At 69.3% G+C, this 19,293-nt stretch carries 18 protein-coding genes and 4 pseudogenes; 14 read left to right on the top strand and 8 right to left on the bottom strand.

Annotated elements, in window-relative coordinates; genetic code table 11:
* Positions 1-363: 363 nt before the first annotated feature.
* Positions 364-1,011, bottom strand: a complete 648-nt coding sequence (locus tag ACFRIC_RS16315; RefSeq protein WP_382785478.1) for a type III effector protein — start codon at positions 1,009-1,011, stop codon at positions 364-366.
* A 146-nt stretch (positions 1,012-1,157) separates the two neighbouring features.
* Between ACFRIC_RS16315 and ACFRIC_RS16310 the strand changes: the two are divergent.
* Both ACFRIC_RS16310 and ACFRIC_RS16305 read left to right on the top strand, forming a co-directional pair.
* A pseudogene (locus tag ACFRIC_RS16310) lies at positions 1,158-1,574 on the top strand (Hsp20/alpha crystallin family protein).
* Positions 1,575-2,145: 571 nt separating this feature from the next.
* Positions 2,146-2,346 (top strand): annotated as a pseudogene (locus tag ACFRIC_RS16305) (SDR family oxidoreductase); the annotation flags it as partial.
* Positions 2,347-2,708: 362 nt separating this feature from the next.
* Here ACFRIC_RS16305 and ACFRIC_RS16300 read toward each other — a convergent pair.
* Positions 2,709-3,077 (bottom strand): STAS domain-containing protein, encoded by a 369-nt coding sequence (locus tag ACFRIC_RS16300; RefSeq protein WP_382785476.1) that lies wholly within the window; start codon positions 3,075-3,077, stop codon positions 2,709-2,711.
* A 168-nt stretch (positions 3,078-3,245) separates the two neighbouring features.
* On the opposite strand from ACFRIC_RS16300, the gene ACFRIC_RS16295 reads away from it, so the two are divergent.
* Entirely contained in the window at positions 3,246-3,695 is a 450-nt protein-coding gene (locus ACFRIC_RS16295; protein ID WP_382785473.1) for an ATP-binding protein, read from the top strand.
* 240 nt (positions 3,696-3,935) lie between these two features.
* Here ACFRIC_RS16295 and ACFRIC_RS16290 read toward each other — a convergent pair whose 3' ends face one another.
* Together ACFRIC_RS16290 and ACFRIC_RS16285 are read right to left on the bottom strand one after the other, a co-directional pair.
* Positions 3,936-4,166, bottom strand: a complete 231-nt coding sequence (locus tag ACFRIC_RS16290; RefSeq protein ID WP_382785470.1) for a DUF5133 domain-containing protein — start codon at positions 4,164-4,166, stop codon at positions 3,936-3,938.
* Between the two features lie 124 nt (positions 4,167-4,290).
* Entirely contained in the window at positions 4,291-4,458 is a 168-nt protein-coding gene (locus ACFRIC_RS16285) for a hypothetical protein (protein ID WP_382785467.1), read from the bottom strand.
* A gap of 878 nt (positions 4,459-5,336) precedes the next feature.
* On the opposite strand from ACFRIC_RS16285, the gene ACFRIC_RS16280 reads away from it, so the two are divergent.
* From ACFRIC_RS16280 to ACFRIC_RS16265, 4 genes and pseudogenes are all read left to right on the top strand, one after another.
* Complete coding sequence (locus ACFRIC_RS16280; protein WP_382785464.1) at positions 5,337-5,768, top strand: Hsp20/alpha crystallin family protein; 432 nt, start codon at positions 5,337-5,339, stop codon at positions 5,766-5,768.
* Positions 5,769-5,864: 96 nt separating this feature from the next.
* A complete protein-coding gene (locus tag ACFRIC_RS16275; protein ID WP_382785461.1) occupies positions 5,865-6,260 on the top strand; it encodes a DUF2267 domain-containing protein in 396 nt (131 codons plus the stop codon).
* 59 nt (positions 6,261-6,319) lie between these two features.
* Positions 6,320-6,756 (top strand): annotated as a pseudogene (locus ACFRIC_RS16270) (DUF2267 domain-containing protein).
* A 149-nt stretch (positions 6,757-6,905) separates the two neighbouring features.
* Positions 6,906-7,076, top strand: a pseudogene (locus ACFRIC_RS16265) (anti-sigma regulatory factor); the annotation flags it as partial.
* A 467-nt stretch (positions 7,077-7,543) separates the two neighbouring features.
* On the opposite strand, the gene ACFRIC_RS16260 reads toward ACFRIC_RS16265, so the two are convergent.
* Complete coding sequence (locus ACFRIC_RS16260) at positions 7,544-7,888, bottom strand: hypothetical protein (RefSeq protein WP_382785458.1); 345 nt, start codon at positions 7,886-7,888, stop codon at positions 7,544-7,546.
* Between the two features lie 971 nt (positions 7,889-8,859).
* Between ACFRIC_RS16260 and ACFRIC_RS16255 the strand changes: the two genes are divergently transcribed.
* From ACFRIC_RS16255 to ACFRIC_RS16245, 3 genes are all read left to right on the top strand, one after another.
* Entirely contained in the window at positions 8,860-10,188 is a 1,329-nt protein-coding gene (locus ACFRIC_RS16255) for a Fic family protein (protein WP_382785933.1), read from the top strand.
* A 114-nt stretch (positions 10,189-10,302) separates the two neighbouring features.
* Positions 10,303-11,028: a hypothetical protein gene (locus ACFRIC_RS16250; protein WP_382785455.1), complete on the top strand. Its 726-nt coding sequence runs from the start codon at positions 10,303-10,305 to the stop codon at positions 11,026-11,028.
* A gap of 144 nt (positions 11,029-11,172) precedes the next feature.
* Complete coding sequence (locus ACFRIC_RS16245; protein ID WP_382785452.1) at positions 11,173-12,984, top strand: TIGR03767 family metallophosphoesterase; 1,812 nt, start codon at positions 11,173-11,175, stop codon at positions 12,982-12,984.
* 174 nt (positions 12,985-13,158) lie between these two features.
* On the opposite strand, the gene ACFRIC_RS16240 is transcribed toward ACFRIC_RS16245, so the two are convergent.
* The gene (locus tag ACFRIC_RS16240; protein WP_382785449.1) at positions 13,159-13,515 is read right to left on the bottom strand and encodes a hypothetical protein; all 357 of its coding nucleotides are present in this window, start codon (positions 13,513-13,515) and stop codon (positions 13,159-13,161) included.
* A 214-nt stretch (positions 13,516-13,729) separates the two neighbouring features.
* Between ACFRIC_RS16240 and ACFRIC_RS16235 the strand changes: the two genes are divergently transcribed.
* On the top strand, positions 13,730-14,203 hold the full coding sequence (locus tag ACFRIC_RS16235) for an ATP-binding protein (protein ID WP_382785446.1): 474 nt from the start codon (positions 13,730-13,732) through the stop codon (positions 14,201-14,203).
* Between the two features lie 111 nt (positions 14,204-14,314).
* Here ACFRIC_RS16235 and ACFRIC_RS16230 read toward each other — a convergent pair whose 3' ends face one another.
* Entirely contained in the window at positions 14,315-14,830 is a 516-nt protein-coding gene (locus tag ACFRIC_RS16230) for a YceI family protein (protein ID WP_382785440.1), read from the bottom strand.
* A gap of 111 nt (positions 14,831-14,941) precedes the next feature.
* Here ACFRIC_RS16230 and ACFRIC_RS16225 point away from each other — a divergent pair, with 111 nt between their 5' ends.
* Positions 14,942-15,466: a MarR family winged helix-turn-helix transcriptional regulator gene (locus ACFRIC_RS16225; protein ID WP_382785437.1), complete on the top strand. Its 525-nt coding sequence runs from the start codon at positions 14,942-14,944 to the stop codon at positions 15,464-15,466.
* Positions 15,467-15,565: 99 nt separating this feature from the next.
* Positions 15,566-15,976: a hypothetical protein gene (locus tag ACFRIC_RS16220; protein WP_382785434.1), complete on the top strand. Its 411-nt coding sequence runs from the start codon at positions 15,566-15,568 to the stop codon at positions 15,974-15,976.
* A 98-nt stretch (positions 15,977-16,074) separates the two neighbouring features.
* Here the strand turns inward: ACFRIC_RS16220 and ACFRIC_RS16215 are convergent, their stop codons facing one another.
* On the bottom strand, positions 16,075-17,076 hold the full coding sequence (locus ACFRIC_RS16215; protein ID WP_382785431.1) for a 5'-nucleotidase: 1,002 nt from the start codon (positions 17,074-17,076) through the stop codon (positions 16,075-16,077).
* Between the two features lie 217 nt (positions 17,077-17,293).
* Here ACFRIC_RS16215 and ACFRIC_RS16210 point away from each other — a divergent pair, with 217 nt between their 5' ends.
* A complete protein-coding gene (locus tag ACFRIC_RS16210) occupies positions 17,294-19,261 on the top strand; it encodes a serine/threonine protein kinase (RefSeq protein WP_382785429.1) in 1,968 nt (655 codons plus the stop codon).
* Positions 19,262-19,293: the final 32 nt, after the last annotated feature.

The raw sequence follows: 19,293 nt of genomic DNA, 5'->3' as shown, positions 1-19,293 counted from the left end.
CGTCTTCCAGACCACCGAGAACCTCGGATACGGCGATCCGAACGACGGCAGCCTCGGCGGAACCAACCTGCCCAGCATCAGGTTCGAGATCGACCCGAACCTGACCTCTTCGCCGGACGACTCCACCGTCGCTGTCTGGCGGCCCGCTGCGGTCCCGGAGGGTTCGCTGAACCGCTGGAGCGGCTACCCCGACGCCGTGGCCGCCGCCCGGCCCGTAACCGCCAGCTACCCCTGGCGCGACCGCCACCGCGGCCCAACCGCAGGCCGGCCCCAACCATGCGGCGCCGCCGCTAGCCCGGCGTTCCTTCATGCTCTCCCACGTCCGCGGGGGCTTCTCCTGGACGACCAGGCCTCCGATCGCTGTCACTGCCGGTTCGAGGAGCGTTGGCGGTGTTCGTTCTCGCGCATTTCGCGGGCCTGGCGGCCGATGTCGGTGACGCGGTCGGCGAGTTCGGGATGAGCCGGGCGCAGATGAGGGCCCGCGTCCGAGAGGGGGCCCAGGAGTTGGGAGGGATCGCTGTCGCCGAGCGCGGCCTGCAGGGCGGTGAGGGCGCCGGCGGCCGCGGGCGGAAGGTCCGGCAGGGCGGTGATGGTTCCCGCGAGCTGGCGCAGCGCGGCGGCACGGTCGTGGGCCCAGGTCACGACGGAGCGGTCGGCCGCGCGCTGGTCGCGAGTGGCCTGCACACGCTGTTCCTTGGTAGTGCCGTCTGTTCCGGGGCGTAGCCGCAGGTAGCGTCGCTCGGCGGCTTGCCGGCTGGCGACACCGAGCGGGTGCGCCAGGTCGGCCCAACTGGCCCCCGACTGCCGGGCCGTCTCGATGAGTGCGGGTTCCCACAGGACGAGTTGCTCGCGTACCTGACGCAGGAGCAGGAGGGCCGCTATGGCCTTTTCAGGGTCGTCGGTGGAGGCGTCCTCGGCGGCCCGTGCGGTCCGCATGGCCTGTGCGATGGCTTCGAGTGCGAGAGCTGTCGCTTCGAAGGAGGTCGGTGCCGGGACTTCGCCGTCGCTCATTGCGCTTCTCCGCTACCCTTGACGTACATGTCGTCTACTGGATGACATGTACGCTTGTCGTCGTTTGGATGACATAGTACGACGGAATCAAGTGAAACGCATTGCCAGCAACTGCCTGAACTCATCTGGAGGTGTCCACCGTATTGATGCGCACCGACCCGTTCCCCGAACTCGACAGCCTGGCCCAGCACTTGATGGGTCCGGAACATGGTCCCGCCCCTCCGCGACGCCGATGGACGCCTACCGCGACGGCGACCAGTACGTCATCGCCTTCGACCTGCCGGGCATCGCCCCTGACGCGCTCGACATCCACGTCGAAGGGAACATGCTCACCGTCAATGCGGAGCGCCGCCCGCTGCCACGTTCCGAGAACGCCCAGACCGAGCTGTCCGAACGGCCTTTGGGCGTCTTCCCGGCAGCTCGTCCTGGCCGACACCCTCGACACCGAGAACATCTCCGCGGACTACGAAGCCGGCGTCCTGACCCTGCGCATCCCGATCGCGGAACGGGCCAAGCCCCGGAAGATCAGCGTCCGCAGCGGCGAACGCGAACGCGAGAGCTGATCCGACAGGTGCAGGGTACTGCGGTCCGCTCCGCCGCAGGCACCGCCCAACAGTGAGGCCCAGCCGAACCCGTTGTAGCCGCGGTTCCCAGAATTCGATCCCGTCCATCTGCACGGCCGAGGCACTGTTGTCGCGGCGGCCGAGCAGGGGGTACATCAGCAGTTGACCGAGCAGACGCGGGCCACCCTTGTCACGTCCGGCCCGCGTCGCGGCCGGTGCTCTACTACCTGCACGGCGGCGGCTTCCTCAGCCGGTGCGCGTACCGGCAGCGGAATCTCGGGGTCGCCGTCCAAACCGGGCACGGAGGGCCGGGAGACGCTGAAGCGCCCGCCACGGCTGAGATCCCCGAGCGCTGCCGCCTCGGCCTCGACTCCGCGCGGGTCCGCGGCAGCATCTCGAGACTGCCCACGATGCGACACGGCGCAAAGACTCACCTTTGCCGCCCGCGCAGACGGGTACCCGGCGCGAAACGGTGGCTCCGTCGACCGTCCGAATCCCCAAGTCACGAGAAGGCAGTCGAGCGTGACGAGTGCCCTGCGTACCCCCGACGCTTCGGTCGCGTGGCCACGCCAACGCCGTCGCTCCCGGCCCGGTCTGGACACCGCTGATCCCCGCCACGATGCCCGACACCACCACGTGCGGCGAGCAGTCACCGCTGGGCCGGCCGGCCCAGCCGGCCGAGATGGCTCCCGCCTACGTCTTCCTCGCCTCCCCCCCAAGCCGGCTACATCACCGGGGAGATCGCGCCACCGGCGGAACCCCTCTCCCCTGACGGGCACGCGGCGAAGCGCGACGCGGCAGACGGAGTTGTACGACTCGACGGCCGTGAGAGTTGGCATGCCGCGAACAGCGCCCTGAAGTCGCGCCGCATAGATCGCCTGTCCTCCAGTCCGAGGCGGCGGCCCGCGCTCCGTCCCTCATAGAGGCCGACTCCACAAGCCCAGCCGCTATCGAGCGCGAGCGCGGATATGCAGCAGTCCCGGACTGCGGAAGCTCGTCGATGACAGCCCTCTGTGCACCAGTTCACCTTGCCGAGATGAGACGCAGCGGCCCGTCGCGAGACGGTTCCGGCCGGTGCCGGGCGAGTGCTCACGGTCAGGGCCGGCTCGACGGTGCCCGACGCTCGGGGGCCTGTCAGATCGTGAAAGCCTCTGCGAGGGTGGGATGACAGGCGATGATCGTGTCGAGGCCGACGATTTCGACGACTCTTCGGGCCGGCTCACTCAAAGCCGCCATGCGAAGCTGACCACCCGCCGCATCGGCGTCACGCTTCGCCGCGACCAGGACGTTGATGGCACTGGAGTCCATGAAAGTGACGGCGCCCATGTCCAGCACCGTCAGGGCGAACGTGCTGTCCTCCTCGATGCGCAGCGCTTGGCGCAGTGCGCCGACGTTGTCGGCATCGAGTTCGCCGGCCACGGCCAAGACGCGGACCTCACCGACGGTGGTCTGTGTGATCGACGGGCGAGCAGTCTGCCCTGCCGGATGGTGGATGTCTGCCACGTGCCCTCAACGAATGTCGTCGCCCAGTCATCGCCCTCGATGTGAAGGCCCCTCAAGAACCACATCATAGGGACGATGCGTCTCCGTGACTGTGTCACAGGTAACGTGCCGGACAGTGAAGGGCGATTCCGGGCGGGTTAGGCGACGAAAACAGGGAAGCGGGCCAAGATGGGGCATTCATCCGAGGACACCGAGGGCGACCAGGTGGCGGCGCCTTCGCCGATGAGGGCCTCACTGCCCCTGGATGTAGACGGCACCCGCATTGCGCAGGCTCGCCACCTCGCCGTGTCCTTCCTCTCCACCGTGCGTGAAGTGCACAGCATTCCGGTGGCAGACTCGACGGTGGAGATCGTCCAGTTGATCGTGAGCGAACTGGTCACCAACGCTCGCAAGTACGCTCCCGGCCCGGCCCTCCTGGAGATGCAAGTCGCCAGCAATGCCCTGCGCATCGAACTGTGGGACAGCAACCCCCAGCCGCCCGCCGTGAAAGCCCCCGACCCCAGGCGAATTGGACAGCACGGGTTGGAGATCGTCACCGCCCTCGCCAAGACCGTCACTGTCGATGCGACCCCGCCCGGCAAACGCATCATCGCCACGGTCATGCTTAACACGGCATAGCACCCGGCCTGACTCGGTGACTGCGTCCCCAGTTCCGAACGCCGTTCCCGCGTCTGGTGAGCGGCGCCTGGGCAGGGGTGAGGTACGTCGGCATGGTGGCGCCCTGATGGACTAGAGGCTCGCTCCCATCTGGGGAGGGTTCTCTCAGGGCAGCCCGTTCAATCCTGCTGGCTTGGTGATGGGACGCAGAGGGAGCCCGGCGTCGAGCGCGTGAATCCGGCAATTCAAACGCGGGAAGAGTCAGAGTGTGACGAGGGAGACTTCATATGGGCGTGCGCCGGGCAGCCGGCGGCGGGCGGCGATGAGAGCCGTGTCGATGTCACGGGGGCCGGTCGACACGCACAGCGTGTAGGCGATGCCGTCCATACGCCGACGCACCTCGGGGCTGCCGCCGTTTTCGGCACGCAGAATCCGCAGCGTTTCGCACCGCTCGATCAAGCGCGTCAGTACCACAGGGTGTGCCAGGAGCATCGCTAGTCACCCTGATAGCGATGGTCCCCGAGTCCTCTACACCGACTCCGGAGCCCCAGGCCCTGCTCGCCATGCCACTTGATCGGTGGGGCGGCATACACCAGTGCCGGCCCAGGCGGCCGGATCACTGCAGCCGAAGGGGGATCTGCGCGCGGTAGAAGTCGAAGAAGCCTTCCTGGTCGGGCCCGATCTGGTGGACATGGACCTCATCGAAGCCGGCGTCGGCGAAGTCCGTGACAGCGTCCAGATGTGCGCCCCTGCCGTCGCCGCAGACGACCGCGTCGGCCAGCATCTCCTCCGTGACCAGGGCGGAAGCCTGCGCGAAGTGGGCGGGGGTCGGCCTGAGCGGGCCGTCGACTGGCGGTGGTTTCGTTCGGCACGTGCGGCCACTCCTGAACGGGCAGGTTCAGGGCAAGCCGCGATGAATGCTCCGGGCGCACTCCGAAGAATGTCGGGGACGGACGCCCCTTACTCCCGCTTCCCAACCATCACCACGTGCGACGGTTTGAGCCACGAAGGGAGCGGACCCTCTGCGCGCCGCCGTCACGCCCGCGCAATCGGTTCACTTGCCACCGATCCGGGCCAGGGTTGAATCGTGATCCGCGCTCCCCGGTGCGCTCCTTCGCGGGCCGCGAAGCGATCGGGCCCGGCCGGAAGCCGCTGTTGTGAGTGCCTCACCTGCCCCGGATGCTGCCGGTCGCGAGACAGCGCCGCACAGCAGGGTTTCGGCAACAGGAAGGTGGCTACTCATGCGCTGCGGCTGTGGGGGCCGTGGAAGAAGATCCTGGGCGGCGGGCCCAGGATGTACTCGCTGCGCGGCACGGCGAGACGCGTGGGCCGGTCCGCATCACTCTCCCTGACCGGGGGGGGCGGGCCGGCTCACGTCATCCTGCCGCTGCTGGAAACGGCGATGGGGACCGGAGAGGCAGTAGTGGGACGGGCAGCGGTCGAGGGTGCGATGAGGTCGGCGGGATCTGTCGTGGACGAGGGCCGGGTGGAGTTCACCGGTGCCGGTCGTGGACGGCTGGTCGGCCGGGTCCCGGGACACCTGCCGGAGATTGTCATCGAGCCGATGACAATGCGTTTGTCATCCATTGGATGACATGTTACAACGGTGTCAGTGAGGCGCATTGGCAGTAACTGCCTGAACCTGCTGGAGGTGTTTTCACGATGTTGATGCGCACTGACCCCTTCCGTGAGCTGGACCGGCTGACGCAGCAGATGATGGGCCCGGGCCCCTGGTCGAAGCCGTCGGCGATGCCGATGGACGCCTACCGCGACGGCGACGAGTACGTGGTGGCCTTCGATCTCCCCGGTGTCACCGCGGACACGATCGACATCGACGTCGAGCGGAACATGCTGACCGTCAAGGCCGAGCGGCGGCCGATGACAAAGGCCGACGACGTGCAGATGGAACTGTCCGAACGGCCGCTGGGCGCCTTCTCCCGCCAGATCGTGCTCGCCGACACCCTCGACACCGATCACATCAAGGCCGACTACGACGCCGGCGTGCTCACCCTGCGCATCCCGATCGCCGAGCGCGCCAAACCCCGCAAGATCTCCATCGGCGTCGGGGCCGGCCGCAAGGAGATCTCCGGCTGACACGAACGGGTGCGGGGAGCGGGCACCTGATCTCCCCTTCGTCCCGCCCTCCGCACCTCGCGGACAGGTTGAGAACAAGAAGGGATGGCGACCGAGATGACTCTGCGACGCGAAGCCTTCCTCGACCACGTCAAAGAACGCGGCGGGTACGGCACTGTAGAGGAAGCCGAACGCGCGTCCCGCGTGGTACTCGCCCTGCTCGGCGCGCATCTGGTCGGTGAAGTCCGCGCCAGGCTCGCGGCACGCCTTCCTGAGGAATTCGCCCTTATCCTGCTCAACCCGCTGCAAAGCGCCGAACCACTGCCGACGGAGCGGTTCGTGCGGGCGACCGCGGCATGGATCGAGGGCGCCACCGAGCAGACCGCGACCTGGGACGTCAGTGCCGTGCTGTCCACGGTGGCCGACACCGCCGGCGACGACCTTCTCAACGAGATCCTGCTCCAGCTCCCCGCAGGCTACGACCTGCTCTTCGGCCACCCTCTACCCATCTGACCACCGGTGCCGCGCACCGGCACCACCCAACCCTGACTTGACGAGAGGCATGCACCGCAGTGATCACCGACGTGCGCGTACCGCTTGAGCACCAGCAGCCGTACGGGACGGCGTATGAGCAGATGCTGGAGAAGGTCCGCTACGAAGGCGCCTACCCGACCCGCGAGCGCGCAGACGAAGCCGTCCGCCAAGTCCTTGCGGGGCTGGGACGCCAGCTGACCGGCGAGGAACGCGTCGACCTGGCCGCCTGCCTGCCCCTGGAGGCCGCACGTGTCCTGACCGCCCAGGTCCCCGACCGCTGACCGGCTGGGCCTTCGTCAAGGACCTCGCCGCCCGCTCCGGCACCTCGCTGGCCACCACTCGCTGGGACACCGGATCCGTCTTCGCCGCCGTGACCGCCCACGCCGGCCCCAGTCTCATCACCCGCATGCTCCACCAGCTCCCCACCGGCTACGCCCTGCTGTTCGGCCGAGCCGAACTGGACCCGGCCGCGTAAAGCGGACACCGGGCACCAAGGAGCCGGCCGGCCCACCCCCGTCCACCGGACCGACCCGCTTGGAGTGAAGTCCCCCGATCTCCGCAATCGGGGGGCTTTCGCCTTTACTGCTCACCGTTCCGGTCACCGGCCGCTCCTCGTCGCGCTCCTTGACGGAAGTTCGGCTGCCGCCCGCGGACGCCTACCTATCGGTACTGCGCACGGCCACGGCCGGGCCGGCGGCCCGGTTGGACTTCACCCTCGACGAGATCGAGGATCTGCGCATCGCGGTGGACGAGGCCTGCGCGATCCTGCTGCAGCAGGCCGCCCCCGGTTCGGTGCGGACGCCTACAGAGCCCGGGAAGCCAAGGCAGTGACGACGTCGCAGTGGCCACGGGGGCCGTGACCCGCGCCTGCTGCTCATGGTCATGGAGGTCCACCGCCACGGAAAGGCGCCCGGCGCGGTGACCACTGACACGGCCGCCGCCGCGCTGGAACAGCTCATCGCCCTACTGGACCGGCACCGCGTCTGGGACCGCTCCACCCACTCGGCCTGACCTGCCACCTCCACGTCACGGGGGGTTCCACAACAGAGCAGACCTGACAAAACCCGCACCAAGGACACGCCGATGAACAGCCCTGGGTCCAAACGTCACCCTGGCACCTGGTGCCCGGGCGCGGGCCCTCGCCCATGCCCCCATCCCTCGCCCCGTGTTCGAGCGAGCCAGGACGGGAGGGCAGGTGCTCTTGTCCTGCGCTCTAGCGGCGAGACGGCTGGGAGCCGTGACCATGACTGGGCGTTCCCCGGTCAGGCGATGGTGACGGCTGTGGCGATGGCGGTATCCGTGCGGGCATGGACGACCAGACGCGCACCCAGGACCGGGGCCTGGGTCTGAAGCCTGCGCCGAACGGGTGCGCTGTGGGTGGCCACGGACATCGGCACGCCGAGGTCGCCGCACATGCGGTGAGCACGCAGCACCGCACTGGTCGCCGCGGCGGGCGGGTTGCCGCCGAGAACGATGACGACAGGCCTCGGGTCATGAGCATGGACGAGATCGCTTATGCGCCCGGGGATGTCGTCCTCATCCTGCGAGCCTGGGGCGTCGTCCAGGGTCAGGACCAGCACGCCGCGCTCCAGGGAGTGGGTCACCATGGCTGCTTCAGCCTCCTATGGATGCCCGGTAAGGGCTCATGCACGAGTACCCGCCATCACGTCCGTGATGCGGTACCGTTTCCCAGCCTCGCGATCCGTTTGAAATGCCCTCGTAGGTATGAGAGTTGGCGCGCCTGTTCACACGATGCAAGAACCTGGCCAGGTGACGCTGCCCTGATTCGGCGAGTTTACGGACGGCGTGCGCGGACACCGAGGCCGCTCCCAATTGTGCGGGTGCACGGGGCGATCCCGCCAGGTGTCCACCTGTTCGCGTTGGTGCACAACCCGCGAAACGTGGGCGGACAAGAGCTGGACGCCGTGAACGACAGCGACTTTTTCGCCGGGTCGGCGCTTGTCCCCTTTCGTGGGGAAGCCTGTTGCAAGGGAGTGGAGCGGGACGCACGCGCGTCACCCTATTCGCAGTCCAGCCTTCGAAGTCAGGCTCATCGATTGCTCCGTCGGCGCCGATGCAAACGGCTTCCATCAACGTCTCGGTGACGGACCTGGGCCGGCAGCCCGAAGACCTCCGCGCGCAGGGCGTCGGCCGCATCGGCCTCGTCCTTCGCCGAACCGGTACAGAGCCGTGGCGCGGGGGCGGTGCCGGACACTGCCACCAGCGCCTCGGCGAGATACCGATGGACACGGATTCCAGGAAGCAACCCGTGCTCCGGGACCGAAGATGCCGGCAGGACCTTGCATCGGGTACACGAGCGCGACGTTCAGGGTCGAATCGTCGGCCGTGAACCACTCGGGGGTGCGGGGGTGGAGCGGCCGGCGCATGTTCACATGATTGCCCGACTGCGTACAGTGCCCCATCACCGGCCGAAATCGAAACCGATTCGTAGGAAACGCGCCACCGTCGACCGAGCGGTCAACCGCCCCGGTCATCCCCTTGAACCACAGCCGGGTGGACGTGACAGGCTTGCCCGGTGATTGTCGAGCCGGCCCCCCGTCTTCTGACCTGGGGCGATGTGGATCCCGTTCGCCATCCCTTCGACAGGGAGGCGGCGCCGCACGTGGTGCGGTCCCTCGGACCTGCGCGGAGGGTACCCAGCCGTCCCGACATCCCTTTGGGCGATCCGGCGATGCATGCCTGGAGCTCGGACGAGGGAGGGCCCTGGGCAGACGCCATGTCACACGCCCTCGCCGAACACTACGGCCGCTGGACCGCGGGCTGGCGCTGGGCGCACGACGAAGGCGACTTCGACGGAGGACCGATCGGGAACTGGTGCTGCCCGAGGGACTCGATCACCACACCCGAGGAGACGGTCGCCCGTGTCGTCGCCGCGCTGTGCGAGTGGCGCGAGTGGCTGGAGAGCCTCGCCGGGTGGTTCGACGCGTACCCGTTGGACCTGGCCGAGGTCGAGGATCAGCGGATCTTGTGGGAACGTGCCGCCCGGAACCTGATCCTGCAGGTGACCGACCGGACCGGCTGCGGCAGCGGCTGGCACGGACACTGCGGTCAAGTGCTCACCTGGTTCCTCAGCCGGGGGGGTGTCGCTCCCGGCCCGGCACAGGATCTGGTCGACGAGGCGATCGGCGGACGGTTCGCGAGCTGGACGGGCCCTGCCCCGGAGCTGGTCGAGGATGTCGCGGAGCGCCTCGCTCTGTCCGTGCGGCCGGACGACGCCGCACGATCCACCGGGCCGGCGCCGGACCACCTCGAGCGCTGGCTCACGGTGCGCGAGAGCGTTCCCTGGCCGGAGGTTCCCGAAGACGGCCGGGAGGAACCGGTGGTCCCGTCGCGCGACGGCGCGGCGGAGGACATACGCGCCTTCGACGGCGCCTTGGATCCCGCCCGCGCACAAGGCCTGCTGACCGCCCTGGAACTGGTGCGGGCCGACGCGGCGCGCGGCGCCGGCCTCGACTTCGAGCGGCTCCGCCACTGGCAGCAGCACGTCCTGGGCACACGTCAGCCGCCGGCGTTCCGCGACCTGCCCGCCTTCGCCAAGAGGGGCCGGGAACGGTACGGCATCGGCCCGGACACCCGAGCCCGCCTCGACGCGTGTCTGGCCGAGAGCGCGCACACCGCCGAGCGGCCCATCCCCCTCACCGCCCGCGCCGCACGCGCCTATCTCGACGTGTGCTTCTTCCATCCCTTCGACGACGGCAACGCCCGGTCCGCCTTCCTCGCCCTCCTCTTCGTCCTGGCCCGCGAGGGCGTAGCGCTCGACGAGGTCAGCCTGCTGCGCCGCCTCACGTTCCAGGCCGATGAGCCGCAGGACGCGCTCGCTCTCACGCGGTGCATCGACGTGCACCTCACGGAGACGCGACGCAACGCCGCTTCCTTCCGCCCTTAGCGGTACCGGTGCAGGAGCGCGATCCTGGTCCGGGGCGGAGCATGCCCGGCGGCTCCGGCTCGACGCTTGGTAAATCGGAGGCGGCCGCTGTGTCGGGGTGCCTACTGTGGCCGCGTGCCGTTCTTCGCCCTGTACGACGCCGAGTCCTTCTACGGTGAGCCGGAGCCGGCTCCCGGGGCGCGCGTAGCTTTCGCTCCCGACAAACTGTCGGCTGCTCGTGCGCGCCGTACGGGGCGACGGGTGGACCGGCAGTCGGTCGGCGACGACGGGCTGGTGGTGGACGAGATCGCCACTGATGTCCTGGTGTGGCCGTCCAGCCTGTGGCGCGTGGCCGATCTCGAACCGGTGCGGCCGACACCGCTCCACAGGTGGGTGCGCTGCCGGGCCTTCACGGTGGTGGAGCAGGTGCCCTCTTGGCTGGTCGCCGGTCCTCACGGGGACGTCGTGGAGTGGGTGATCACTCGGACGCGAGCGCTCACCGGAGCCCAGGTCGATGCCCTTGCCGCGCTGCCGGACGAAGACGAGGGGCCTCTGACACGAACGCTGTGGGCTCGCTGGTCGCGGGACAGCCGCACCGGCTCTCCGGTCGGATGTGCCCTCACGGCTCTCGACGACGCAGTCATGGAGGCCGCCCACCGGGTGGGCCCGCACTTGTTCGGCCGGGACGAGGAAGACGACGTCGAGGTGCTCAGCGACCCGGCCTGGCTGCGGGCCTTCGGCGCGGCGTACGCGGCCGCGCTGGCACTCGGAGCGCCCGAGTTCCTGACACCCCAGGAGAACGCGGTCCTCGCCCGCCGGTGGACCACCGTGTTCGGCTCGCCCGACCTGCCCGCACGATAACGAGCGCGTCACCGCCGTCATCGCCCTAGGCGTCGGCTTCGTCCAGCCATCACGTGCCGTTCACGGTCGCGCCATGCGCCGGGCTCGCAGGACCTGAATGAGTGGTTCCGTTCAGTGTCACTCGGCGACTCCGGAGGGCTTCCCATGGCCGGGACCGAACCCGCGTCCACGATCGACCGCCGCCGTCTGCTTCTGGGGTCGGGCGCCGCTCTCGCGGTGGGCGCGGCCGCGGTGGCGGGTGTCGTGCTGCCCCGGCAGCGGGTCCAGCCGTCCGCTCCTCGGCCCGCCCATGCCGCCCTGCCGACGCAGGCTCCACAGCCCGCCGCGTTCACCACGCTGGAGACGACGGCCCGCCTGGCCGGACCTGCCCGCACGGGCGGCTACCGGCGGCTGGTGTCCGGTCCCGGCTGGCCGCTCGTCGTACGCGAGGAACTGACCCCCGCCCGTCCCGGGCGGGCCGACCGGCGTACTCCGCTGGCCTGCTTCGTCCAGTTCACCGACCTGCACCTCACCGACGTGCAGAACCCGCTGCGGACCGAGTTCCTGCGGGCGAGGTCCGACAGCGCCTGGCGCCCGCAGGAGGCGCTGACGTCGGCGGGCGCGGTGGCGCTCGTACGGCAGGTGAACGCTCTGCACGCTGGCCCTCACTCCGGACTGCCGCCCGCGTTCGTGATGACGACCGGGGACAACCTCGACAACAACGCGGCGATCGAGCTGGAGTGGTTCCTCACGCTGATGAACGGCGGCCGGATCACGCCCACGACCGGTGACCCGACAGCGTACGAAGGCGTCCAGAACTCCGGCCTGCCCCTCTACTGGCACCCGGAGGACGCCTCTCTGCGTGACCTGGACAAGCGGCGCGGACTGCCGTCGATCCCCGGCTTCCTCACCGCGGCGACCCGGCCGGTGACCAGCCCCGGGCTGCCTATCCCCTGGTACTCGACGGCCGGCAATCACGACGCGCTGCCCGGCGGATGCCTCTCACCGGCCTTCGGAGACATCGCGACCGGCTCCCGCAAGCTGCTCTCGGTGTCCGACACGGACGCCGCGGCCTACGCGAAGGCGCTGCGGTCGGGCGACGACCCGAAGAGCGAGGTACTCACCGCGATCCTGCGCCGGCACGCGGCGGACGCACGGCAGGTCACGCCTGACGAGCGGCGTCGGCTGTGCACACCGCGCGACTACCTGACCGCCCACCTCGACCCGTCGCACACCGGCCCAGGCCCCCTCGGCCACGGCTTCACACCGGACCATCTGGACGACGACCGCCTCTACTACACGTTCCGGATCGCCGAGAACGTCGTCGGCATGAGCATCGACACCACGTACCGAAGCGGCCATTACGAGGGATCGCTCGGCACCCGGCAACTGCGCTGGCTGGAGCGGACCCTGGCCGCACACAGTTCACGCTCCTACGACACCGACGGTCGCCTCGTCCGCCGTCCCGGTGCCGACGACGCCCACATCCTGGTGTTCAGCCACCACCACAGTCCGAGCATGACCCGCCGCCCGGACGCCGCCCGCAGCGACGAACCCCGGCACGACGGCGCCGAGGTCATCGCCCTGCTCTCCCGCTTCCCGAACGTCCTGGCGTGGATCAACGGTCACAGCCACGTCAACCGCGTCACTCCGCACGCGCATCCCGTGCCTGCCCGTTCCTTCTGGGAGGTCAACACGGCCTCCCACGTGGACTACCCGCACCACGCACGCGTACTGGAACTCACCGACAACGGCGACGGCACAGTCTCCCTGTTCACCACGCTCATCGAGTCCGCCGCCCCGCACCGCACCTCCCCCGACTTCTCCGACCTCTCGGCGACCGGTCTGGCCTCCCTCTACCGGGAACTCGCGTACAACGCCCCCGGGCTCGCCGAAGGCATGGCGGGCGGAGTCCACGCGGGGTGGGCGGGCACACCAGGCGACCGCAACGCCGAACTGCTCCTCATCACCACGTGACACCAGGAGAGGTTCGGGCGGTGGCCGACACCGCGTCAGGAGTCGAACGTGGTGTCCAGACGGGAGAGAAGCCCCGTCCGCCCGAGGCCGGCTTGTTCGGCGGCGACGACCTCAAGCCTGTCACCCGCCGTCAGCGAAATCCGGCGGGTGACAGGGGAAGCTCAAGGACAGAGGTCAGTCCCAGTAGCCATCACTCCAGAACCAGTCCCAGTGGCCGGGAACGTAGACCCACTTGTAGCCGTGGTCCCAGTAGCTGTGGTGCCAGGTGCCGTGGTGGTCGCGGTAGCCGTTGTGCCACGACATGTGGTTGGTCCACTTCTTCTCCCAGTGGCCCTTGACCCACTTCTTCTCCCAGTGGCCCTTGTGCCACTGGTGTCCGCCATGATCACTGTGCTGTCCGGCCGTGACGGCCGGCGCGGAAACGGGTGCCGCCGACGCGGTTCCCGCCATGCCCAGTGCCGCACCGCCCGCCAGCAGACCGGTCGCCGCGGCTCCGGCCATCAGGCGCTGAACGTGAGTGAGTGCTCTCATCGAGAATCCTCCTCCGAAGGAAAGGCGATGATCCATCGCCTCGTGTGTCACAGGGCATTCGAAGCGACAGCACCGCCGGATGACTTGAGGAGGAAGAAAGATGATTAGACAGCAATGTTTACTTTTCACACGTTTTTCTCGCCATCCAGGAGGGCCACGGCTCCGGATCACCGACAGAGCCACAACACGCCCCTCCAGAGAGGAGGCACCGGCCATGACCGTCACCACGCCGGCTCCGGCACCCCCAACCGACGTCAACCACAGCCTTGTTACGGGCCATCAGCTGACCGTCGCCCTGCCCTACGGACTGCACACCCCGCGGGTGGCGCGGCAGATCACCGCCCGATGGCTGGCCGCGCGAGGGGTTCCGGCCTCCCGCATGGGCAATGCGGTGCTCGTCGTGTCCGAACTGGTCACCAACGCCGTCCGGCACACGCACGAGCCCTGCACCCTCCAGCTCACCTGGCACGGAGGCCGTCTGGACGTCGCCGTCGCCGACCACGGCGAGATGCTTCTGGACCGATCCGGTACCCCGGGAGAGCGCGGCGGCTTCGGGCTCCTCCTCATCGAGGGCCTCGGAGGAAGAATCAAGACAGTCCCCGCGCTCGGCGGGAAGACCGTGCACGCGACCTTGCCCCTCGGCCCGGCGTCCGGTTCACACCGAAGCCCGGTCCACGGCTCGGCCTGAGCGGCCCTCACCCGACGCGATCAGCGTGCGCGCGCGAGAAGCAGCCCTGCCGGGCCGTCAGCCATCAGGCATCACGTCAAGCGTCACGCGTTCAGCATCAGGCGTTCAGCGTCAGGCGTCGACGCGGACGAAACGCAGGCTCGCCGTGGCCGTGGCCAGGCCCCGCATCATGCCCAACTGGTTCCATCCGATGCCGAACGACTCCCGGTCCACGGTGAACTCGGTTTCCAGCGTGACCTCTCCGGCGCTCGCCTCGGCCACGCGGGCGGTGAAGGACTGCGGCCTGCTGATGCCTCGAACGGTCAACTCCCCCTCGAACCGCGCCGTGTCGCCGTCGCGGGGTTCGTCGCTGCGGACCGCGATGGTGATCTCGGGGTGGTGTTCGACATCGAAGAAGTCGGCGGACCGCAGGTGTTCGTCGCGCTTGGCGCTCGCGGTGTCCAGCGAGGCGGCGTCGAGGGTCAGGGTGCCGACGGCGGACCCGTCGGGCCGGACCTCGCCCTGGCCGCCGACCACGCCGAAGGTGCCCTTGACGGTGACCAGGCCCCACATCGTCTTGTGGCGTATGGCGACGGTGGAGGCGGTGGTGTCGAGCTGCCAGAGTCCGGTTTTCACGACGGCGGTCATGACTGCCCCTCTCGAATCAGTTGTCCAAATTTGTATGAGCGACGCTAGCCCATCATTCAAATTTGGACAACCTTCGTCCTTCAAAATTGGACAACAGGTACACTCGATCCCATGGCCGACCTCGACAAGGACCCTGCGGGCCCGCCCGGCTGCCCGTCCGCTCAGGGGGGCGGCCTGCTGCCCGCCGAGCTGCACGCCTGGATGCTGCTGCTGGCGGCCACGGGCGCCGTAGAGCAGCGGCTGCGCGCCGTCGTGAAGGAGAGGCTCGGCGTCTCTCACGACGAGTTCCTGATCCTGTGCCTGCTCGCCGCGCAGCCCGAGGAGGGTCTGCGCATGACCCAGGTCGCGGAGCTCCTGGGCCGGCCCAAGACCCGGCTCACGTACCAGATCGCCTGTCTCCAGCATTCCGGCCTGATCACCCGTCAGTCGGTGTGCGGCGACAAGCGCGGGGTCCAGGTCGCGCTCACCGAGCAGGCGCGCAGCCTCCTGCAGGAAGCTTCCGGTTCGCTCGCCGAGACGGTCACCGACGCGCTCGGTCGCTTCATGGGGCCCGCCCAGCGCGAGGCGCTGCGCGGGCTGCTGCCGGATCTCGTCGAGGGGCCTGCCGTCGAGGCGCCGGGGCCGTCAGCCCTGTGATCCCGCGCTCCTCGTAAGTACCGGTCGGCGTTTCTACTCGGGTGGAGATGAGTATCCGGACCCTGATGCGTGTTCAGGTGGATCGACAAGGCTGGGGCCATGAACAGAGAAGCGCGGAATCGTATCCCCGGGACCCTGGCGGCGCTCGTGCTGGCCGGGCTGGCGACGGCGGCATGGGCCGGCTGGCTGGGCTGGGACCAGCAGCGCGACGTGCACGCCGACGGCTCGACGACCGGCCCCTACGAGGCGTGGCAGGTCATCGGGCTGGTGCTGACCCTCCTGGTGCCCGTGTACTGGGCCGCTTCCCGCGCGTACGTGTCGGCCGCGGTGGTCGGCACCACTGCCGGACTGGCCGTCGCGGCCTGGCTCGACTGGTCGGACGACAGCAGCGGGCTCTTCGCCGTCGGCGTGGGCCTGGTCGTGATAGGGAGCCTGGCCGTTACAGGCGTCCTTTCGCTCTTGATCACGTCACTGAAGCCGAACACCGGACACACCGGCCTGGGTGACTGAGACTCCCGTGTCGGCTTCCCTCTGTCGCCGGGGGTAGGGCACGCCTCCCGGGCCGCCGTGCCACTCCCCCGCGTCGACGTCGAGACGCCGAGCTTGCATCATCGCCGCGCTTGGCCCGTCTCCGGGTGGTCCGGTTCGTTCAGCTTCCCGAAGGGGATGTGGACGCTGGGCGTGCTGCGGGAGGTGCCGGTCAGGTGGCCGACCTGGTCGTCGAAGAAGATGTGAGGCTTGAGGACCTCCATGATCGTGCTCTTGTCTATGCCGCCGAGGAAGAAGGCGTCGTTGACGGCCACGCCCCAGTCCTTCAGGCTGCGCACCGGGCGTTCGTGAGTTGGTGCGCTACGGGCGGTGACGAGGGAGACGTGGACGCGGATCTTGTAGTCGGCGTCCTGCGCCCGTCGTTCTTCCTCACGCCGCTGGAGCCGGTTGACGCCCGCGAGGAAGTCACGCAGGGGACCCGGGTCGTGCGGGGTGGCGGCGTTCGCCGACTCGTGGAAGCGGAAGTCGTCGATGCCGCGGGCCTGGTAGACCTGCTCGGAGGCGTCGTCGGCGAGAACTCCGTCGAAGTCGAAGGCGATCCGCAGATCCTGGTCATCGCCCTCGTCGGCCACGGCCGGGCCGAGCACGCGGCCGGCGGGCAGCCCGAGCCCGACGGCCTCGCGGACGTCGTCCTCGTTCGCTGACAGGAACAGGGACATGTTCAGGGCGGGCATGAAGTGGTACGGCGACCGGCCCTGCATGAAGATGGCCCGGCTGATGGACAGTTCGTGGGACTGGATGGACCGCATGACCCGCAACCCGGTGTCGGGATCGTTGCGGGACAGGATGATGACCTCGACCAGAGGGTCATCGGGCGAGAGGTCGTTCAGGGACAGCAGCCTGCGGATGAAGGGGAAGGCCACCCCTTTGTCCAGCGTCTCGTCCAGGTGCTCCTCCTGGTAGGCGCGGAAGGCCTCCTCTCCCTGTTCACGGAAGACGGCGTCCGACTCCGCCAGGTCGAACAGGGCGCTGGAGGCGATACCGACGACCAAGCGGTTCTCGAGTTCGTAGACGGCCACGCCGTACCCCCCGGCACTCGTACGCACATACGTCCCGATCATGTTAAATCACCACCACGCTCGCGAGACCGCCGCCGCCCGGCGACGCTTGGGGCGTGGTGATCGACCCTGCCGGGTGAAGGCAGGGTTTGCGCGGGCCCGGGCAGTCGGCGCTCCGGCGTTTCCTGACCCGAGACAGGGCTGTCGCCCGGAATCGCGGCATGGGAAGGTTACGGACCTGCCAGCACGGTCTGTTCCAACTTGTTTCCGGGAGTCCTCGTTGCCCACGCGTGTCCACCCAGCACGGCCAGGTGACCCGGCCCGTATCGGCCCTTACCGGATCATCGGGCGACTCGGCTCGGGTGGCATGGGCACGGTCCACGCGGCCCTGGATCCCCAAGGACTCCGGGTGGCTGTCAAGCTCATCCATCCCGCACAGGCCGACGACGACGAGTTCCGCGCCCGGTTCCGGCGGGAGGTCGAGGTGACCCGGCGGGTCGCCGGTCCCTGTCTGGTGCCGCTGCTCGCGGCGGACACCGATGCCGCCGCCCCGTGGCTTGCCACCGAGTACATCCCGGGCCCCACCCTCGGCCAGTACGTCACCGTCAACGGCCCGCTCGGCGGAGCCGAACTGTACGCCCTCGCGGCCGGAACCGCGGCCGCGCTGGCAGCCGTTCACGCGGCCGGGGTGGCCCACCGCGACGTCAAGCCGGCCAATGTCATCCTCGCCCCCTCCGGACCCCGCGTGCTGGACTTCGGCATCGCCCATGCCCTGGACGGCACCTCGGTGACCCGCACCGGCGTCATGACCGGCACCACCGGCTGGATCAGCCCCGAGGCCTACCGCACCGGGATCACGGGCCCCGCCGGCGACATCTTCGCCTGGGGAGCCCTGATCGCCTACGCGGCCACCGGACGTCTGCCCTTCGGCACCGGAGCTCCCGACGCGGTCGCCTACCGCGTGATATCCGGCGAGCCCGACACCGTCGGCATGCCCGACGACCTCTTGGCGCTCGTGACGTCGGCACTGGCCAAAGCACCCGACGACCGTCCCTCCGCCGCGGCACTCGCCGAGGAGTGCACAGCGCTGCTCGCCACCCAGACGACCCGGGCCCTGCACCCGGCCACCAACATCCCGACCGCCGTGAACGACCTGGTGACAGCCCAGTGGGACCTGCCCGCCCTGGACGACCCGGCCTGGCGGGCTCCCGCCGGACGGCGCAGGGTCCGTACGATCGCCGTTGTCGTCGGAGCCGCCGCCCTGAGCGGGGCACTTGCGGGCACTCTCCTCTTCCAGACGTTCCAGGCAAGCGGCAACCCCGGGACGCAGAGTTCCGCAGGCGGCCCCTCGTCGCTGTCCAGCCCGACCGCGGACGCGACGAACGGCGTACAGAGCGCGGCCCGAAGCCACAGCCCCGCCGCTACGGCAACAGGCGATCCGGGCGAGGCCTCCCTCACGGCGTGGAGGGAATCGCGGCAGGCCAGGACTCCTGCCGAGAACGACGCCTTCGGGGCGATGGGGACGGGGGCCTGGCTGGATCCCGTCGCCTATCCCCACTTCGACCGTGCCATCACCTTCCACCGACGAAGGGGGGAGGTGTACGTCGCGACGAGCGGCCAGGAGTTGACCCCGGTGGCGGTGCAGGAAGTCGCCTCGACCGTGTGCCTGGGCCTGCGGGACCTCGTCAAGTCCTACCCCGACTTCCCCTACGACGACTACATCGTCGTGGACACCGCCCGTACGGAAGGCCCGGGCATCGTGTGGGAGGACGACTTCCGCACCAACACCTCGTGCGACACATCCGTCCAGAACCGGAGCGCTCCCTCCGCCGCGGGCCAGGACGCGGATTGGCAGCCCACCGAGGCCGGACTGGAGCAGGCGCGGATCCCCAGCACGGACAAGGAGGAGATCCGCGTCGCCGGGCAGACGGTCGACAGCATCATCTCCGAGTGGCAGGGCAACTCCCGCATCATCAGCGATCCCAACTGGCTCGACGACGACAACATGTCCATCGGCTTCGCCCGCGACGAGGCCGTGATGTACGTCTGGGCCGACAAGCCCGCCTGGGACGAGGCGACCCGAGACCGGTGGGCCGCGCTCGCAGCCGACACGGCCTGCCAGACGGTCCTCGCGGAATCCCGGGCCCGCAAGGAATGGCGGTACGCGCAGTACGCGGTCACGGTCGTCGACGATGCGGGATCCAGCACGTTCCTGCGCTGGGGCTCTGCCGGTAGCTGCGCGACGTAGCCCGCCCGGCTCCGCGCTACACGCGAGGGCGG

The organism is Streptomyces sp. NPDC056738 (genome assembly GCF_042790435.1).
GTDB lineage: Bacteria > Actinomycetota > Actinomycetes > Streptomycetales > Streptomycetaceae > Streptomyces.
Note: the sequence above shows the minus strand (reverse complement) of the source record. Positions and strands in the feature narration are given on the sequence as shown.

Coding starts and splice junctions, on each gene's coding strand:
- ACFRIC_RS16315 (WP_382785478.1), bottom strand. CDS start 1,011: ATGAGCGACGGCGAAGTCCCGGCACCGACCTCCTTCGAAGCGACAGCT.
- ACFRIC_RS16295 (WP_382785473.1), top strand. CDS start 3,246: ATGGGGCATTCATCCGAGGACACCGAGGGCGACCAGGTGGCGGCGCCT.
- ACFRIC_RS16290 (WP_382785470.1), bottom strand. CDS start 4,166: ATGCTCCTGGCACACCCTGTGGTACTGACGCGCTTGATCGAGCGGTGC.
- ACFRIC_RS16285 (WP_382785467.1), bottom strand. CDS start 4,458: ATGCTGGCCGACGCGGTCGTCTGCGGCGACGGCAGGGGCGCACATCTG.
- ACFRIC_RS16280 (WP_382785464.1), top strand. CDS start 5,337: ATGTTGATGCGCACTGACCCCTTCCGTGAGCTGGACCGGCTGACGCAG.
- ACFRIC_RS16275 (WP_382785461.1), top strand. CDS start 5,865: ATGACTCTGCGACGCGAAGCCTTCCTCGACCACGTCAAAGAACGCGGC.
- ACFRIC_RS16260 (WP_382785458.1), bottom strand. CDS start 7,888: ATGGTGACCCACTCCCTGGAGCGCGGCGTGCTGGTCCTGACCCTGGAC.
- ACFRIC_RS16245 (WP_382785452.1), top strand. CDS start 11,173: ATGGCCGGGACCGAACCCGCGTCCACGATCGACCGCCGCCGTCTGCTT.
- ACFRIC_RS16240 (WP_382785449.1), bottom strand. CDS start 13,515: ATGAGAGCACTCACTCACGTTCAGCGCCTGATGGCCGGAGCCGCGGCG.
- ACFRIC_RS16235 (WP_382785446.1), top strand. CDS start 13,730: ATGACCGTCACCACGCCGGCTCCGGCACCCCCAACCGACGTCAACCAC.
- ACFRIC_RS16230 (WP_382785440.1), bottom strand. CDS start 14,830: ATGACCGCCGTCGTGAAAACCGGACTCTGGCAGCTCGACACCACCGCC.
- ACFRIC_RS16225 (WP_382785437.1), top strand. CDS start 14,942: ATGGCCGACCTCGACAAGGACCCTGCGGGCCCGCCCGGCTGCCCGTCC.
- ACFRIC_RS16220 (WP_382785434.1), top strand. CDS start 15,566: ATGAACAGAGAAGCGCGGAATCGTATCCCCGGGACCCTGGCGGCGCTC.
- ACFRIC_RS16215 (WP_382785431.1), bottom strand. CDS start 17,076: ATGATCGGGACGTATGTGCGTACGAGTGCCGGGGGGTACGGCGTGGCC.